Genomic DNA, 16,361 nt, shown 5'->3' with positions numbered 1-16,361 from the left:
GCCCGCGGTACCCGATGAACGCACGCGCGAGCCGTGTGGTCGATACTTGGGCGGCCGGGGTCGGGTATCCCCACCGGCCGCACCGAGGAAGCAGAAACAAGAAGGGCACGGCGTCGTGACAAGGGTTCGGACAGGGGTACGCGCGGTGGGCGCCGTGCTGGTGGCGGCGCTCGGAGTGTCCCTCGCGGGGTGCAGCAGCACCGGCGGCAAGCGCGCCGAGGACGCCCGCAAGGCAGCGGCGGCGGGCGGGAGGGCCGCGGTGGACACACCGCGCTGGACCTTCGGCATGGTGACCCACTCGGGTGACGGCGACACGTTCTGGGACATCGTCCAGAGCGGCGCCGAGCAGGCCGCCGTCAAGGACAACATCAAGTTCCTGTACGCCCATGACGACGAGGCCCAGCAGCAGGCCCAGCTGGTGGACTCCTACATCGACAAGAAGGTCGACGGGATCATCGTCTCGCTGGCCAAGCCCGACGCGATGAAGGGCGCCCTGGCCCGCGCGGAGAAGGCCGGCATCCCGGTGATCACCGTGAACTCCGGCTCCGCGGAGTCCAAGAAGTTCGGCGCGCTCACCCACATCGGCCAGGACGAGACGATCGCGGGCGAGGCCGTCGGCGAGGAGCTGAACAAGCGCGGCCGCAAGAAGGCGCTGTGCATCCTGCACGAGCAGGGCAACGTCGGCCACGAGCAGCGCTGCGAGGGTGCCAAGAAGACCTTCGAGGGCAAGATGCAGAACCTGTACGTGACCGGCACCAACATGCCCGACGTGCAGTCCTCCATCGAGGCCCGCCTGCAGACCGACAAGTCGATCGACGCGGTCGTCACGCTCGGCGCGCCCTTCGCGGACGCCGCCGTGCAGGCCGCGGACGGTGCGGGCAGCAAGGCCGAGGTCGACACCTTCGACCTGAACGAGAAGGTCGCCGCCGGCCTGAAGTCCGGCTCCCTCGGCTTCGCCGTCGACCAGCAGCCCTACCTCCAGGGCTACCAGGCCGTCGACCTGCTGTGGCTGTACAAGTACAACGCCGACGTGCTCGGCGGCGGCAAGCCCGTCCTGACCGGCCCGCAGATCGTCACCAAGAACCAGGCCGACGAGCTCGAGGACTACGCGAAGCGGGGCACCCGATGACCGCCACCGCCCCGGCACCGGCCCCGGACACCAAGAGCGACGAGCGCCTCCTGAAGACCTCGCCGCTGAAGAAGCTGCTGGGCCGCCCCGAGCTCGGCTCGGTCGTCGGCGCCGTCGCCGTCTTCGTCTTCTTCGCGATCGTCGCGGACAGCTTCCTGCAGACCAACAGCCTCGCCACGGTCCTGTACGCCGCCTCGACCCTCGGCATCATGGCGGTGCCGGTGGCGCTGCTGATGATCGGCGGCGAGTTCGACCTGTCGGCGGGCGTCCTGGTGACGACCTCCGCGCTGATCTCCTCGATGTTCAGCTACCAGATGACGGCCAACATCTGGGTCGGCGTCCTCGTCTCGCTCGTCGCCACCCTCGCCGTCGGGGTCTTCAACGGCGTCATGCTGACCCGCACCGACCCGCCGAGCTTCATCATCACCCTCGGCACGTTCCTGATGCTGACCGGCATGAACCTCGGGTTCACCAAGCTGATCAGCGGCACGGTCTCCACCAAGTCGATCGCGGACATGGAGGGCTTCTCCTCCGCCAAGAAGGTCTTCGCCTCCACGATCTCCGTCGGCGGCGTCGACTTCAAGATCACCATCGTGTGGTGGCTCGCCCTGATCGGCCTCGCCACCTGGATCCTGCTGCGGACCCGCGTCGGCAACTGGATCTTCGCGGTGGGCGGCGGCGAGGACGCGGCCCGCGCGGTCGGCGTCCCGGTCGCGGCCACCAAGATCGGCCTCTACATGGGCGTCGCCTTCGGGGCCTGGATCTCCGGCCAGCACCTGCTGTTCAGCTACGACGTGGTCCAGTCCGGCGAGGGCGTCGGCAACGAGCTGATCTACATCATCGCGGCCGTCATCGGCGGGTGCCTGATCACCGGCGGATACGGCTCCGCGGTCGGCGCCGCCGTCGGCGCGCTGATCTTCGGCATGGTCAGCAAGGGCATCGTCTTCGCCGAGTGGAACCCCGACTGGTTCAAGTTCTTCCTCGGCGTGATGCTGCTCCTGGCCACGCTGCTCAACCACTGGGTCCGCAAGCGCGCGGAGGCGACGAAGTGACCACGGACACGACCACGGCGGACGCGGCGCCGACGGCGGAGCGGACCCCGCTCGTCGAGCTCGACGACGTCAGCAAGTACTACGGCAACATCCGCGCCCTCGAAGGCGTCTCCCTCGAAGTCCACGCGGGGGAGATCTCCTGCGTGCTCGGCGACAACGGCGCCGGCAAGTCCACCCTCATCAAGATCATCGCGGGGCTGCACCAGCACGACGCGGGCGACTTCCGCGTCGAGGGCGAGGACACCCGCCTCGGCTCGCCGCGCGAGGCCCTGGACCGGGGCATCGCCACGGTCTACCAGGACCTCGCCGTGGTCCCGCTGATGCCGGTCTGGCGCAACTTCTTCCTCGGCTCCGAGCCGACGAAGGGCGTCGGCCCCTTCCGGCGCATGGACGTGGACCTCATGCGCCGCACGACGCGCGCGGAGCTGCTGCGCATGGGCATCGACCTGCGCGACGTCGACCAGCCCATCGGCACGCTGTCGGGCGGCGAGCGCCAGTGCGTGGCGATCGCCCGCGCCGTCCACTTCGGCGCGAAGGTCCTCGTCCTGGACGAGCCGACGGCGGCGCTCGGTGTCAAGCAGTCGGGCGTCGTCCTCAAATACGTGGCCGCGGCGCGGGACCAGGGCCTCGGCGTGGTCCTGATCACGCACAACCCGCACCACGCCTACCTGGTCGGCGACCGCTTCGTCCTCCTCAAGCGCGGCGCGATGTCCGGCTCCTACACCCGCGACGAGATCACCCTGGACGAACTGACCCGCCAGATGGCGGGCGGCAACGAACTGGACGACCTCCGCCACGAACTGGAACGCGGCTAGGCCCCTCCGGGGAAGCGCCCCGCAAGGGGCGCGGGGAACTGCGCGCTCAGCCCACGAAAAGCCGCAGTCGCCCCGCGGGGTGACCACGCAGACGCGTCCGCGGCACAGCCGTGGCTGGTCGCGCGGTTCCCCGCGCCCCTGCCGGGCACTCCGGCGTACCCGGGGTGCCCGTTGTGCGCGCCCCCGCGGGCGTGAGGCAGAATCGCCGCAATGAGCACCTACCGCGACCTCGCGCACCGCGGCTCCGCCCGAGCCACCGTCCTGCGGACCGTGGGCACGCGTGAGCGCCGATCCCATCTGACGGCGCCCCGCGTCAACACCGTCGGCATCGACATCGGCGGCACGAAGGTGATGGCGGGCGTCGTCGACCCCGACGGCAACATCCTGGAGACGCTCCGCACGGAGACCCCGGACAAGTCCAAGAGCCCCCGCGTCGTCGAGGACACCATCATCGAGCTGGTCCTCGACCTCTCCGACCGGCACGACGTGCACGCGGTCGGCATCGGCGCGGCCGGCTGGGTCGACGCGGACCGCAACCGCGTCCTGTTCGCCCCGCACCTGTCCTGGCGCAACGAACCGCTGCGCGACCGGATCTCGGGCCGCCTCGCCGTGCCCGTGATGGTCGACAACGACGCCAACACCGCCGCCTGGGCGGAGTGGCGCTTCGGCGCGGGCCGCGGCGAGGACCACCTCGTCATGATCACGCTCGGTACGGGCATCGGCGGCGCGATCCTGGAGGACGGCCAGGTCAAGCGCGGCAAGTTCGGTGTCGCCGGCGAGTTCGGGCACATGCAGGTCGTCCCCGGCGGCCACCGCTGCCCGTGCGGCAACCGCGGCTGCTGGGAGCAGTACAGCTCCGGCAACGCGCTCGTCCGCGAGGCCCGCGAGATGGCCGCCGCCGACTCCCCGGTGGCGTACGGCATCATCGACCGCGTCAAGGGCAACGTCCCGGACATCACGGGCCCCCTCATCACCGAGCTGGCCCGCGAGGGCGACGCGATGTGCGTCGAGCTGCTCCAGGACATCGGCCAGTGGCTCGGCGTCGGCATCGCGAACCTCGCCGCCGCCCTCGATCCCTCCTGCTTCGTGATCGGCGGCGGTGTCAGCGCCGCCGACGACCTGCTGATCGGCCCGGCCCGCGACGCCTTCCGCCGCCATCTGACGGGCCGCGGCTACCGCCCCGAGGCCCGCATCGCCCGCGCCCAGCTCGGCCCCGAGGCCGGCATGGTGGGCGCCGCCGACCTGGCCCGCCTGGTCGCCCGCCGCTTCCGCCGCGCCAACCGCCGCCGCGTCGAGCGCTACGAACGCTATGAGCGCTACGCCGAGGCCCGCCGCACCGACGACCGCACTTCGCAGGGAACCCCGTAGATGACCGTGCCCCGCCAGCCCTCGCCCCCGGACCTCCCCGGCGCGCCCGAGCCGGGCCGCGACGCGGGCAGGGCCGAGGACCGCCGCCACATGATCCGCCGCCGCTGGCTGACGGCGACGATCATCGTGCTGCTGATCGGCATCCCCGCCGGGTATCTGGTGATCTCCGCGAACCAGAGCCGCAACAGCGGCCGCGACAAGGAGGACAAGTACTCCGCGACCGGCCTCACCGAGGGCTGGCCCTCCAAGGTCCAGCGCCGCCTGTACGACGTGCCGGTCCCGCCGTACTCGGCGGAGGTCGCCTACTACGAGACGAACAACTGGCGCACCAGCCGGCTGTACGTCCAGTTCCTCACGAGCAACGAGGGCCTGGCCACGTTCCTCAAGGAGATCGGCACGAGCGAGACCAAGCTCAAGCCGAAGGACTTCACCATCGGCAAGCGCGACCGCAACGTCGTCGGCTGGGAGTTCACCGGCCCGGGCCCGTGGTCGGGCCTCACCCACGAGCAGAAGGACCCGGCACCGTCGCACGACGTGGTGGTGGACCGCGCCAACCCCGAGCACCCGATGGTCTACGTGGTGTCGATGACGACCCCCTGACCCCGCTCGGGCGTGCGAGCCGCCGGTCGTCCCGGCCCCGCCCTCTCAGCCCCGGCCGCCCCGCCCCTCGTACACCGCCGCCGCCACGGCCAGGTCCTCCCAGGCCATCCCCGCCGACTTGAACAGCCGGGGCCGGCCGTCGGCGGGCCGTACCTCGCCGCGCACCAGGGCGGCCAGCGTGTGCACGTGCGCGAGGTCGAAGGCGCCCTCCGCGGCCGCGAGCACCAGGTCGCCGCACTCCCGGCGGGCCACCTCGTGGGATTCCGCGACGACCGTGGCGCGGGCCACCAGACGGGCGTCGACCTCGCGGGCGTCCGGCTCGTGGGAGCCCACCGCGACGACCGTGGCGTGGCCGGGCAGGAGGGCGCTGTCGAAGAGGGGTTCGCGCGCGGTGGTGCAGCAGCAGACCACGTCCGCGTGGGCCACGGCCCCGGGGTCCGCCGGTGCCGCCGAGAGGCCCGCCGCCCGGCAGCGCGCCACGAAGGCGGCCATCCGCTCGGGGTTCCGGGCCACCACGTCGACGTGCTCCAGCGAGGGCCGCACCGCCCGTACCGCCGTCACATGGCCCCACGCCTGCGGCCCCGTACCGAAGACAAGGAGCCGTCGGCTGTCGGGGGCCGCCAGATGCCGGACCGCAAGGCCGGACACGGCGGGCGTGCGCAGCGAGGTCAGCGCGATGCCGTCCAGCAGCGCCGCGGGGGCGTGGGTCGCGCCGTCCAGGAGGACGTACAGCCCCTGGACGCGGGGCAGGCCCCGGCCGGGGTTGGCGGGCGTGACGGTGGCCAGCTTCACGCCGGTGTACGAGGCGGTGGACGACGGCATCAGGAGCAGCTGGCCGCCGGGCACGTCCACGACCCCGCGCGCGGGCTCCGCCTCCGGGTCGAGCCCGGCGAGGAGGACCGCCTCCAGGGCGTCGATCGCGGCGGGCATCGGGACGAGGCGCGCCAGGTCCGAGGCGTCGAAACGGGGCAAGTCCGCGGCGGGCGTCCGGTCATTCATACGATCTTCCACACCCCCCATCTGCCCACTCACCGCCGGCTCCACCCGGCCGCGCACGCACCCGGAGTACGCCGGCCAGGGGGCCGGGGGCTACGCTCTGACGCTTGCGGCAGGCGAACCGGTGTGCACCGGCGGGGGGAGAGCGGCGTTGATCGTCTGGGTGAACGGAGCATTCGGCAGCGGGAAGACCACCCTGGTGGAGGAGTTGCGGCCGCGCTGGCCCGAGACGCTGGTCTTCGACCCGGAGATGATCGGCTTCGTGCTGCGCAGGATCGTGGAGGTGCCGACGGGCGACTTCCAGGACCTCCGGCTGTGGCGGCGGCAGGTGGCCGCCATGGCGGTCGGGCTGGTCGAGGAGTACCGCCGCCCGCTCCTGGTCCCCATGACGCTGGTCGACCCCCGTTACGTCGAGGAGGTCTTCGGCGCGCTGGAGGACGCCGGCGTCGACCTCCACCACTTCTTCCTCGACGTCCCCCGGGACCTGCTGGAGAAGCGGATCGAGGGGCGCGTCTTCTTCCCCGACGACCCCGGTCGGGAGGAAGAGGTCCGGCGCTGGAGCAAGGACAGGATCCGGGCGTGCACGGCCGCGACCGCCACCCTGCCCCGCGACACCGTGTTCCTGGACGGCCGGCTGACACCGCGTGAGCTGGCCGACCAGGTACTGGGCCGGGTCCAGGACCGACCGGAGCACACAACGGGCCGGAGTCGGTGAACTCCGACCCGCCGCATGCCCGTTGACCCCTACTCGCCCCCGATGCCCGGGAGGCTCGCGCCCAGGCCGACCGCGCGGAGCTTGGCGGGGTCGAGGATGCGGTAGGTGCGGTTCGTCCGCCCGGACGAGGAGTCGGCGAGGATCTTGTGCTCGCGCAGCTCCTTGAGGGATTTCTCCACGGTGGAGACGCCGAGGCCGAGGGCGTTGGCGAAGTCGCGCTGGGTGGGGCCGGTCACGGTGTTGGGATCCAGGGCGCCCGAGAGGATCTCGGCACCGAGGTCCTGCTGGTAGGCGAGGTGGGACAGGAGCCGGGCCACGCGGTGGAGCGGCTTGCAGGCGTCCGTGCCGTAGATGTCCTCCACCTCCAGGACGTAGGTCATCAGGCGCTGGTGGATCATGCGGACGACCGGCAGATTGCGCACCGCGATGGAGCGCAGCGCTCCGCGCGGGATGCGCACCGTGCGGGCGGCGGACAGGAACTGGACCTGTTCGAGCCTGCTGACGGACGGCACGTCGGTGAACAGGTCGAGATTGCCGAGGACGTAATTGCCGCCCCAGATGCGCCCGTTGACGAGCACCGTGCCGAACAGCACGAACTCGATGTACTGCGGGTTCAGCGGCTCGGGCTCGGCGGATCGCTGGTGCCGGTAGAGCGTGCTGAAGCGGGCGACCTCGTCGGCCACGTCGTGGGGGAGGCCCTGCTGCAAGTAGTAGTGCTGCAGGACGCGTTGGGCACGCGCGGTGCGGGGCTCGACCGTGCCGGCGCCGGGCGCCTCGAACGCCGGGGCCGGGCGGGGCAGGGCGAGCGAGGCCGGTGCGGGGTGCGGCGAGCGGGCCGTGGTGCGCTCGCCGGTCCCGTCGTTCCTGGTGCGGGCGTCGCTCACGGCTGCCCCGCCCCGAGGTCGGTCCGCGCGGCGGCGGCCGTGGCGTGCACGGCCACGGGCGGCGTGACAGGCTCGGTCAGGAGCCTGGTGATGGGCACCATCGACCCGACGAGGGTGCCGATGCCGACGATGACGGCGACGACGCGGGCCGGCGTCGACTTGAGCCGGTCGACGGCGAAGGCGATCGTGGCGAACACGATCAGGAAGATCGCCACCAGGACGACGAGCCGGACCAGGTCGGTCTCGGGCTCGGGCGGGGGCTCCAGCAGGATGCGAGTAACCGGGACCAGCGCCCCGACCAGGGTGGCGAGCGCGGTGACGAGGGCGGCGACCCGGACGGGCCGGGACTGGAAGCGGTGGACGACGAAGGCGATCGTCGCGAAGACGATCAGGAAGATCGCCAGGAGGGCGACCAACGGAGCCGTGGCGGACACGAGCAGTTCTCCCGGGTACTGGGACGGACGGGGACTGCGGCTGCTGCCCGGCTTCCCTCCGGTGGCTGATGCCGGAGGGAGGACGAGCCCGGCACGGGTGCCGGATGCCGCTGGACTGTTCTTCGCTCTACATGCGGTGGCCGGGCTTCGGCACCCGTGACAGGCTCCATCGACCGGTTAATCGCTGACGATACCGAAGTCCGACAACGTGCCCAACTAAGGCCCCCCGAGAGGGATTTGAAGATCAATCACCGAAGTGGGACGGAAACCGCCAAACGGCCAATTGTCGGCTTTTCGCAGGGTTAGTTCGCCGCCGGGAAACCCGTATGCGGAGGGCTTTGGGCGCGTCCGCCCCCGGAACCCCTCCGGATACGGCAAAAGGAGCCACCAAGTTCGGTTACATATCCAGTGCTGGACACGGGCCCTGGACTGGCCTTCGCTCAGCATCATCGGGCATTTGCCCGGAGGGTTGGCCCCCTTCGGGTGCCCGATGTTCCTCGTCACCGATGGCCCCGCCGACGGCGGGGCCATCGGTGTTTTCCCAGTTCATGCCGGGCGGGCCCGCCAGGAGAACCGTGCCCCCTCGCCCGGGTCCGCCCCCCGCCGTGCACCGGAACGGGATCTTCCGACTACTTTCGATCATGACTCCTCACGCGGATCGAATGTACGGACGAAGCGGACCAAAAGGGGCCCTGCTCCGAGATTGCGGAATCGGCTACAGGCTGTAAGATGCCGCGCCCTTCATCACCCGACGCGATCGTCGCGTACTCGCCAGTAATCGAATGAGCAGGTGAAACGCCGGTTTAGGGGATCTTGTGGGCCCGTATGTCGTCTTTGAGGCGAAACCACGCTCTGTCGATACCGAGCGCGTTGCCGAGCGCGTCGCGGTGGGCGATGGGCCACGGAGCCACCCCTGCCGGTCGACTTCGAAAGGCGCGGCCGGATGCCTGCCGACGGGTGACGGCGCACGGCCACGCGGGTGAGGTGTGCGGCCGGGTCATTGCCCGGGGCGGCCCGGGGGCGTTGATGTGGGCTCGTTCCGCTCCCTCGCCACCTGGAGGTTCCCTTGCCGCGCACCCCTGCCCGCACCCGGCTGTTCCGCGCCGGTGTCCTCACCGCCGCTTGCGCGATGCTCACCGGCACCGCGCTGACCACCACCGCGCAGGCGGCCCCCGTGGCCAAGCCCAAGGAGAAGGTGAAGGTGCTCGACTGGCTGTCCGTCAAGCAGTCGGACACCAGGCCTCACCACCTGCGCGTCGGCACCGACTGGGTCATCCACTCCCACCTCTACACCAACCGCAAGGGGCACCTCGGCAAGAAGATCGGCGACGCCTCGTCCCACTGCAGTGTGGTCGCCACGGACCACCGCGGCTATGTCTCCCTCTGCCACCGGGTGCTGCGGACCGACGACGGCGGCATCAGCCTGAGCGACACCATCGACCACTCCGGCCCCACGCCGTACAGCGGCCTCTCGGCGGTCACCGGCGGCACGGGCAAGTACCGCGAGGCCGAGGGCCAGGCGGAGATCACCCTTCACCCCGGCGTCACCCGGTACCGCATCATGCTGGACGACTGACCCGCATGCGGGGAGACGACTGACCCGCACGCGGGGGGACGCTGACCCGCGCGCGTAAGGGGCGTGACGGCGCGCCCCGCCCCAGAACCCGGCCGGCCTGCTGCGCCCAGGCCGGCCGGAGGGGCGGCCCGTCGAGTCGGCCGGAGGGGCCGGTCGCTACGGCGTGCCGCAGAACTCGGCGTCGACGATCTTGCGCCTGAACCCCGTGTCCCAGCCCGAGTTGTAGTTGAAGGCCAGCTGGTGGCGGCCGTCCTCGGTGGACAGCGCCATGGAGAGCCACCCCACCATGCCTCCGCCGTGCCCCCACAGCGTCGTACCGCAGCTGGTCTGGAGCCGGGTGAGCCCGAGGCCGTAGGACACGCCGGGGGACTCCGGCGCGGACACGGTGGTCTTCATCGCCTTCAGCTGCTTCGGCGGCAGCAACTCGCCACCCAGCAGGGCGCGGTAGAAGCGGTTCAGGTCGCCCGCCGTGGAGATGATGTCGCCGTCGGCCCAGCCCTGCGACCCGTTCATCTCGGTGATGTCGTCGATCCGGTCGGGCGCCGACGCGAACAGCTTCGCGTAGCCGCGGCTGCTGGGCCGGGGCAGGCGAATGCTGTTGCCGGGGTTCGAGGTGTTCTTCAGCCCCAGCGGCCCGATGATGCGGTCGCGGACCTCTTCCTCGTACGTCCGCCCGCCCACCTTCTCGATGATCAGTCCGGCCAGGACGTAATTGGTGTTGGAGTACGAGTGCTTGGCGCCCGGCTCGAAGAGGGGCTGGTGGGCGAGCGCCACCCGTACGTGCTTCCTGGGCGGCAGGGTGTCGTAGCGGTGCTCCAGGTAGCCCTCCAGCAGGTACGTCCGCTGGTACTCCGCATCGGCGAGGTAGTCGAACAGGCCGCTGGTGTGGTTGAGCAGCTGCCGGACGCGGATCCGGCGGCCGTCGTTGCCGTTGCCCCGCACCACGCCGGGCAGATGCCGCTCCACCTTGTCGTCGAGGTCGAGTCTGCCCTCCGCCTCCATCTGGAGCAGGACCGTCGCCACGAACGACTTGGTGATGCTGCCCACGCGGAACTTGTCGTTCTTGCCGCGCGGCGCGCCCGTCGTCCTGTCGCCCACGCCCGACGCGGCCTTCCACGCGCCGCGGCCGTCACGTGCCTGCGTCGTGATGCCGGGGATGCCCGACGCCACGGCGTCGTCCATGGCACGCTGCGTGGCCCGATGCCCGGTCCCCGCCGCGGGCCCCGGGTCCGCCGCCTGGACGGGCGCCGCGAAGGCGGTCACCGCCAGAGCGGCCGCCGCCATGCCCGCTCCGAAGACCTTCGTGCTCCTGCGTAAAGCCATTGCGTGCTCCTTGCGGTCCTGTACGCCGTCTGGGTCCGGCCCGCCCGCAGAACTCGTCGCGAAAGGGCCGTGTGGGTACCAAGACCACGCGCGGGGCCAAAGGGGTTGAGACGGACGGGGTCGGACCCGGCCCGAGACCGCGGGCGGACGGGCAGGTTCCGCCCCAGCGGCCACTTCGGGAACGAATTTTCGATGGGATGCGTGGAGTCCGTATCGCCGGGCACAAGAGCTATCGCACCGAGGTCCTGCTGGACTTCTGAGTCGGCCGGGACCTTCCGGCCGAGGAGCAACACTCAGGCCGTTGTACCGCGTCCGAGTCGGACTTGACGATGGGAACTCGAAATGATCATTCTTGGACTTATTCTGCTGATCATCGGCCTGCTTGTCGGTATGGGGCTGCTGACCACCATCGGCAGCATCCTGATCCTGGTGGGCGCCATTCTGTGGATCCTGGGCGCGACCGGTCGCGCGGTCGGTGGACGCAAGCATTTCTTCTAGAGCGAGGGCCCTGCTAGAGCGCGGGCCTTAGGGCGAGGGCTTCTTCTGGCACGAGGATGAGAGCCCGGTCAGAGACAGGTGGGCACCCCGTGGATCCGTCCACGGGGTGCCCACCTGTCTCTGACCTGTTCCGTACCGGTGCCCGGGACGCGGAGTGCCGAGGTGCACAGGGCCCTGGGGCGGCCGTCCACATGTACGCCTGGGTCCAGCGGGACGGTACCCGGGACCATGCCGATGTCGACGGCTACCGAGTCGGCGGGCAGGAGCGGCACGAACTGCGGCCGGATCGCCCGGTGACCGCGTGAGATCCGCCGCCGGTGTCCACAGGTGTGAGGAGTCAGGAGGGGGGTACCCCCCAGCAGCAAGGATCATGGTCCACTGATGCGTCGACGCGGACCCTGAAAGCGCCATACGGAGGAAGTCGCGGGTGTTCTCGGTGCAGGTCACGCATGAGGCGCGGGGTGCGGTGTTCGTGCTGCGCGGAGAGCTCGACTTCGAAAGCGTGGTGCAGCTCCAGGAGGCCAGTGCCCAGGAGCTGGCCGGGAGCCGGGACACGGGACCGGTGGTGGCCGACTGCACCCATCTGACGTTCTGCGACTCCTCCGGCATCGGCGCTCTGCTGCGGCTCTTCCAGGGCCTGGCGGCGCAGCAGCGGGTGCTGCGCGTGGCCGCCGTGCCCGGCCCGGTGGCCCGGCTGCTGTCCTTGACGGGGCTGGACCAGGTCTTCGGCGTGTACGCCGACGTCGAGCAGGCCCTGGCCGTGGACAACGCCCGAGGTGACCTCGCGGATGCCGGCCCGGACGGTCCGGCACGGCCGAAGGAGAGGCAGAACATATGACGCGCGTACCGGGGCAGCACGCCTCACCCTCTGCCGCGACGGCAGAAGCGCGCGCCGCGGCCCCCACGGACGCGGACCACGATCTGCGGGCGCTGTTCGGGCACTCCTCGGCCGTGTTCGCCTCCCTGGCCGGGCCCGCGCACATGCTGGAGAGCGCGAACGAGGCCTTCTTCGCGGCGATCGGCGGCCCCGAGCGCACCCGTACCGGAGTGCCGCTGGCACAGCTGATGCCGGAACTCGTCGAGCAGGGCTTCATCGGGCTCCTGGACCGGGTCTACCGCACCGGCGCGCTCTGCACCCGGCGGGAGGCCCGGGTGGTGCTGGGCGTGGGCGCGAAGGCGCGCGAGGCGTTCTTCGACTTCAGCTACGAGCCCCGCGTGGACGTCGGCGGCAACGTCCTGGGCGTACGCGTGATCGGGGTGGAGACCACCCAGGTCATGCAGGCACAGCGGCTGACGGCCGAGCACCGGGTGCTGCTGGAGCAGATCGCCCGCCAGGCACCCCTGCCCGAGGTGCTGGAGGGCATGGCGCGTGCCATCGAGGACCTGGCGCCCGAGGAAGTGCTGGTCTCGGTCCTGCTCGCCGACCCCGACGGCCGCCACCTCCGCCACGGCGCCGCCCCGAGCCTGCCCGACTTCTACAACGAGGCCATCGACGGCATCGCCACCGGCGAGGGAGTGGGCTCGTGCGGCACCGCCGCCCACCGCCGAAAACCGGTGATCGTCGCCGACATCGCCACGGACCCGTTCTGGGACGACTTCCGCGACCTGGCGGACAAGGCCGACGTGGCCGCCTGCTGGTCCACCCCGATCCTGGCCCGTGACGGCTCGCTGCTGGGGACCTTCGCGATGTACCACCGCGTCCCGCGCGCCCCGCAGGAGGCCGACCTGGCACTCGCCCGGGTCTTCGCCGGAACCGCCGCCCTGGCGGTCGAACGCCATCAGGCCGAACAGGCACGCATGCAGGCCGAGGCCCGTGAGAAGGCCGCCCGCGGCGATCTCGCCTTCCTGCTGAACGCCAGCACCGCCCTGTCCTACGGCCTGGACGCCGCCCAGACCTTCCAGCGCCTGGCCGCCTCCTGCGTGCCGCGCCTGGCCCCGGTGTGCGCCGTGGACGTCATCGAGGCGGGGAGAGTGCGCCGCGTCGCCACCGCCGCCCCCACGCCGGACGAGCAGGCCCTGCTGGCCTCGCACATTCCCGTCTACGATGCCGCCGACGACGCCGTCGCCCGCGTCCTGGCCTCCGGTGCCAGCGAAGTCGCCCGCCGCACGCCCACCGGGCCCGGGCCCTGGCACGACCTGGGTGTCACCGGCTATCTGTGCGTCCCCCTCCTGGACCGGGGCAGCGCGTTCGGCGCCGTGACCCTGCTGTCCACCGGCGAGCACACCTTCGACGGGCACACCGTCGCCCTGGCCGAGGAACTAGCCTCCCGCGCCGCCCTGGCCGCACGCAACGCCCGCCAGTACACCCACCGGGCCACCCTCGCCCGCGATCTGCAGGCCGGCCTCCTCCTGCCCGACCTGCCCCAGGTGCCCGGCGCCGAAGTGGCCACCTACTACCGCCCCGCAGGCGAGGGTCTCGACATCGGCGGCGACTTCTACGACGTCTTCCCCCTGGACGACGGCCGCTGGGCGTTCCTGCTCGGCGACGTCTGCGGGCGCGGCGCCATCGCCGCCACGACCACCGCGCTGGTCCGCCACACCGCCCGCGCCGTCGCGCCCCTGCTGTCCGGGCCCAAGGCCGTCGTCGAGGCCGTCAACCGCGCCCTGGTCAACCGGCCCGCCGGGCACGGCACCGGCTTCGTCACCCTTGTCTACGGCCAGCTCACCCCCACCCCCGAGGGCCTGGACGTCGAACTCGTCCGCGCCGGCCACACCTTCCCCCTCCATGTGGACGCCGACCGCGCCGTCCACCCCGTCGACGCGCCCGGCCTCTTGCTCGGCGTCGGCCCCCACACCCACCTCACGCCCCATCACCTGCGGTTGCGCCCCCACGAGAGCCTGGTGCTCTACACCGACGGCATCACCGAGGCACGCTGCCGCGGCGACGAACTGTTCGGCGAGGAGCGCCTCACCGAAGCGGTGGCCGGCGCACCGGCCCGGCCCGCGGCCCAGCACCTGATCGATGCCGTCACCCGGACCGTGCACGCCTTCACCGGCGGCCAGGACATCGACGACGACCAGGCCATCCTGGTCCTGACCGCCATCGGACCCGGCCGGCCCGAGCGGCCTCCCGCGAACGTCGGGAGTTAGCGGGGCAGCGCTCTCGTCGAACGGATGGCGTGGTCAAGCCGGGGCGGACACTTTTTCCAGCCGTGCCATCGCTTCGGGGGACAGGCGGAGATCGTCGGAGCCCAGGATGTCGGTCAGGTGCCCCAGGGTGCGAGGGCCGATGACGACGGAGGTGACGTGTTCGCGTTGCAGCAGCCAGGCGACGGCGACCGCCGCCGGAGGCGTCCCGAGGTCGGCTGCGACGTCCGAGACCACCTGGGCGATGTCGAACTTGCGTTCCGTCAGGAGAGTAGTGGCCCAATACCGCCCCAGCCGCTCGGACCGCGCCGTCACTCGACCCAGACGGCTGTCCTGCGCGGCCCCTGTCGCCCCGACGCCCCGCTGATATCGCCCCACCAGGACGCCTGCCCCCAGCGGGCTCCAGGTCAGTGTGCCCGTGCCGTAGCGCGCGCCGACGGGCAGGACTTCCGATTCAGGCTCTCTGGCGGCAAGTGAGTACTGGAGCTGGTGGCTGATGAAGGGGGTGCCGCCGACTCGCTCGGCGGCCCACTGCGCCTCGACGAGCTGCGCGGCGCTGTAGTTGGAACAGCCTATGTAGCGAACCTTCCCGGAGCGGACGAACATGTCCAGCGTCGCCATGATCTCCTCGTGCGGAGTGTCCGGGTCCGGCAGGTGACACTGGTAGAGGTCCACGTATTCGGTGTCCAGCCGGCGCAGACTCGCCTCCAGCGCCCGGGTGAGGTGGGCCCGGGACAGTCCGCGGTCGTTCGGGCCCGCTCCCTGGGGCTGGCCGGCCTTGGTCGCCAGCACCACCGCATCACGGCGTCGCTTGAGCACCGAGCCGAGGATCTCCTCGGCCTGGCCGTCGTTGTACTTGTCCGCAGTGTCGATCACGTTGTGGCCCGCGTCGAGGAAGGCCCCGACCATCCGGTCCGCCTCGTCCGGCGAGCAGATCATCGTCCCGCCCGACGCCCCGAAGTTCATCGTGCCCAGCGTGAGGGGGGACACCTTCAGCCCCGACCTGCCCAGCGTGCTGTATCGCACCTCTCCCCTTCCCCGCACATTCGTGTCATCGCGCTCCGTCGTGGCCTTGGCCTCGCGGCGCCGCACTCCTGGCGCGGCGCCGCGCGACGTTCAGGCGGTGGGGGTACCGAAGTGCACCGACAGTCCGCAACGGACCCAGGTGTCCGACTTGTTGCGGCATACCTGGTGGTGATGGCCGGGGCTGATGCGCAGCAGCGCCACGTGTCCCTGGAGCGGGTAGGCGACCTCGGCGGCGCCGCTCTGTGACTCCACCACGAGTTCCCCGCCGTCGCCCGGCGTCCAGCCGTCGGCCAGGAAGAAGATCACGGCGAAGTGGCGGTCGTCGAAAGTGTCCGTGTGCCGTCGCAGGTAGTGGCCCTCGGTGTAGCGAGCCATGTCGACGCCCTTGACGGTGAGCGGGGCGCCGTAGGCGTCACTCAGCGCGGAAGCCACCTCGGGGCTCTCCATGGCCGAGATCAACGCGCGCACCGCGTAGGCGTCCGCCGGCAGTCTGCGCAGGCAGTCGTTGTGGGAGAAGTGCTGCTCCGGCGGTGCCGCCGCGAACTCCTCGTCGCTGCACATGCGCACCGACTCGTCGGGCAGGATCAGCCACTTCTCCAGCGTCCATGCTTCCTGCTGCTGCATGCCGCGATGGAAGTAGGCGGCCTCTTCCGGTGACAGCAGCGGGAGGGTGGTGAGCACGGCCGGGCCGCCGGGCCGCAGCTCCTCGACGGCCCCACGCATGGCGTCGCCCGTCAGCAGGTCGACGACCCGCCGGCGATACGCCACGGCCTCCGCCTTCAGGGGGTCGGTGGTGTGCTGCACGGTGGTGGACATCTCGGGTCCTTCCTCTAGGCAGGTCGGGGGGGAGGGAGCGAG

16 protein-coding genes are annotated in these 16,361 nt (G+C 71.3%); 10 read left to right on the top strand and 6 right to left on the bottom strand.

What is annotated here, in order from left to right:
* The first annotated feature begins 115 nt into the window (after positions 1 to 115).
* The 5 genes from ACZ516_RS28535 to ACZ516_RS28515 all read left to right on the top strand — a co-directional run bounded on the left by ACZ516_RS28535 (position 116) and on the right by ACZ516_RS28515 (position 4,964).
* Positions 116 to 1,129, top strand: coding sequence for a sugar ABC transporter substrate-binding protein (locus ACZ516_RS28535; protein WP_467466277.1), 1,014 nt, complete (start codon positions 116 to 118; stop codon positions 1,127 to 1,129).
* Entirely contained in the window at positions 1,126 to 2,181 is a 1,056-nt protein-coding gene (locus tag ACZ516_RS28530) for an ABC transporter permease (protein ID WP_358914172.1), read from the top strand. Before ACZ516_RS28535 ends, ACZ516_RS28530 begins: the two co-directional genes overlap by 4 nt.
* Positions 2,178 to 2,996 carry an ATP-binding cassette domain-containing protein gene (locus ACZ516_RS28525; protein ID WP_358587003.1) on the top strand — a complete coding sequence of 273 codons (819 nt, stop codon included), beginning with the start codon at positions 2,178 to 2,180 and terminating at the stop codon, positions 2,994 to 2,996. The genes ACZ516_RS28530 and ACZ516_RS28525 overlap by 4 nt, the downstream gene beginning before the upstream one ends.
* Before the next feature lie 210 nt (positions 2,997 to 3,206).
* Positions 3,207 to 4,364 (top strand): ROK family glucokinase, encoded by a 1,158-nt coding sequence (locus ACZ516_RS28520; protein ID WP_358587006.1) that lies wholly within the window; start codon positions 3,207 to 3,209, stop codon positions 4,362 to 4,364.
* Positions 4,365 to 4,964 carry a sugar kinase gene (locus ACZ516_RS28515; RefSeq protein WP_358587008.1) on the top strand — a complete coding sequence of 200 codons (600 nt, stop codon included), beginning with the start codon at positions 4,365 to 4,367 and terminating at the stop codon, positions 4,962 to 4,964.
* Positions 4,965 to 5,009: 45 nt separating this feature from the next.
* On the opposite strand, the gene ACZ516_RS28510 is transcribed toward ACZ516_RS28515, so the two are convergent.
* A complete protein-coding gene (locus ACZ516_RS28510) occupies positions 5,010 to 5,963 on the bottom strand; it encodes an ornithine cyclodeaminase family protein (protein ID WP_469012308.1) in 954 nt (317 codons plus the stop codon).
* 148 nt (positions 5,964 to 6,111) lie between these two features.
* Between ACZ516_RS28510 and ACZ516_RS28505 the strand changes: the two genes are divergently transcribed.
* A complete protein-coding gene (locus ACZ516_RS28505) occupies positions 6,112 to 6,675 on the top strand; it encodes an AAA family ATPase (RefSeq protein WP_469012305.1) in 564 nt (187 codons plus the stop codon).
* Between the two features lie 29 nt (positions 6,676 to 6,704).
* On the opposite strand, the gene ACZ516_RS28500 is transcribed toward ACZ516_RS28505, so the two are convergent.
* Together ACZ516_RS28500 and ACZ516_RS28495 are read right to left on the bottom strand one after the other, a co-directional pair.
* Positions 6,705 to 7,559 carry a helix-turn-helix domain-containing protein gene (locus ACZ516_RS28500; RefSeq protein ID WP_361086036.1) on the bottom strand — a complete coding sequence of 285 codons (855 nt, stop codon included), beginning with the start codon at positions 7,557 to 7,559 and terminating at the stop codon, positions 6,705 to 6,707.
* Positions 7,556 to 7,993: a hypothetical protein gene (locus tag ACZ516_RS28495; RefSeq protein WP_469012302.1), complete on the bottom strand. Its 438-nt coding sequence runs from the start codon at positions 7,991 to 7,993 to the stop codon at positions 7,556 to 7,558. Before ACZ516_RS28495 ends, ACZ516_RS28500 begins: the two co-directional genes overlap by 4 nt.
* A gap of 1,066 nt (positions 7,994 to 9,059) precedes the next feature.
* Between ACZ516_RS28495 and ACZ516_RS28490 the strand changes: the two genes are divergently transcribed.
* On the top strand, positions 9,060 to 9,569 hold the full coding sequence (locus ACZ516_RS28490; protein ID WP_469012299.1) for a hypothetical protein: 510 nt from the start codon (positions 9,060 to 9,062) through the stop codon (positions 9,567 to 9,569).
* A gap of 156 nt (positions 9,570 to 9,725) precedes the next feature.
* Here ACZ516_RS28490 and ACZ516_RS28485 read toward each other — a convergent pair whose 3' ends face one another.
* Complete coding sequence (locus tag ACZ516_RS28485; RefSeq protein ID WP_361086042.1) at positions 9,726 to 10,892, bottom strand: serine hydrolase domain-containing protein; 1,167 nt, start codon at positions 10,890 to 10,892, stop codon at positions 9,726 to 9,728.
* Positions 10,893 to 11,234: 342 nt separating this feature from the next.
* Between ACZ516_RS28485 and ACZ516_RS28480 the strand changes: the two genes are divergently transcribed.
* The 3 genes from ACZ516_RS28480 to ACZ516_RS28470 all read left to right on the top strand — a co-directional run bounded on the left by ACZ516_RS28480 (position 11,235) and on the right by ACZ516_RS28470 (position 14,480).
* The gene (locus ACZ516_RS28480) at positions 11,235 to 11,390 is read left to right on the top strand and encodes a hypothetical protein (RefSeq protein ID WP_358587022.1); all 156 of its coding nucleotides are present in this window, start codon (positions 11,235 to 11,237) and stop codon (positions 11,388 to 11,390) included.
* 427 nt (positions 11,391 to 11,817) lie between these two features.
* A complete protein-coding gene (locus tag ACZ516_RS28475) occupies positions 11,818 to 12,228 on the top strand; it encodes an STAS domain-containing protein (protein WP_469012295.1) in 411 nt (136 codons plus the stop codon).
* Entirely contained in the window at positions 12,225 to 14,480 is a 2,256-nt protein-coding gene (locus tag ACZ516_RS28470; RefSeq protein ID WP_469012293.1) for a SpoIIE family protein phosphatase, read from the top strand. The genes ACZ516_RS28475 and ACZ516_RS28470 overlap by 4 nt, the downstream gene beginning before the upstream one ends.
* 33 nt (positions 14,481 to 14,513) lie before the next feature.
* On the opposite strand, the gene ACZ516_RS28465 is transcribed toward ACZ516_RS28470, so the two are convergent.
* Positions 14,514 to 15,503, bottom strand: a complete 990-nt coding sequence (locus ACZ516_RS28465; RefSeq protein WP_469012291.1) for an aldo/keto reductase — start codon at positions 15,501 to 15,503, stop codon at positions 14,514 to 14,516.
* A gap of 90 nt (positions 15,504 to 15,593) precedes the next feature.
* Positions 15,594 to 16,319 carry a 2OG-Fe(II) oxygenase gene (locus ACZ516_RS28460; protein WP_469012289.1) on the bottom strand — a complete coding sequence of 242 codons (726 nt, stop codon included), beginning with the start codon at positions 16,317 to 16,319 and terminating at the stop codon, positions 15,594 to 15,596.
* Between the last annotated feature and the right edge of the window lie 42 nt (positions 16,320 to 16,361).

It is taken from the genome of Streptomyces sp. NPDC034037, from assembly GCF_055575715.1.
The sequence above is the reverse complement of the archived record's forward strand: the minus strand, read 5'-3'. Positions and strand labels throughout refer to the sequence as shown.

Bases quoted from the DNA above. Each gene is read 5' to 3' on its own strand.
- ACZ516_RS28530 (WP_358914172.1), top strand. From the start codon at position 1,126: ATGACCGCCACCGCCCCGGCACCGGCCCCGGACACCAAGAGCGACGAG.
- ACZ516_RS28520 (WP_358587006.1), top strand. From the start codon at position 3,207: ATGAGCACCTACCGCGACCTCGCGCACCGCGGCTCCGCCCGAGCCACC.
- ACZ516_RS28515 (WP_358587008.1), top strand. From the start codon at position 4,365: ATGACCGTGCCCCGCCAGCCCTCGCCCCCGGACCTCCCCGGCGCGCCC.
- ACZ516_RS28510 (WP_469012308.1), bottom strand. From the start codon at position 5,963: ATGAATGACCGGACGCCCGCCGCGGACTTGCCCCGTTTCGACGCCTCG.
- ACZ516_RS28485 (WP_361086042.1), bottom strand. From the start codon at position 10,892: ATGGCTTTACGCAGGAGCACGAAGGTCTTCGGAGCGGGCATGGCGGCG.
- ACZ516_RS28480 (WP_358587022.1), top strand. From the start codon at position 11,235: ATGATCATTCTTGGACTTATTCTGCTGATCATCGGCCTGCTTGTCGGT.
- ACZ516_RS28470 (WP_469012293.1), top strand. From the start codon at position 12,225: ATGACGCGCGTACCGGGGCAGCACGCCTCACCCTCTGCCGCGACGGCA.
- ACZ516_RS28460 (WP_469012289.1), bottom strand. From the start codon at position 16,319: ATGTCCACCACCGTGCAGCACACCACCGACCCCCTGAAGGCGGAGGCC.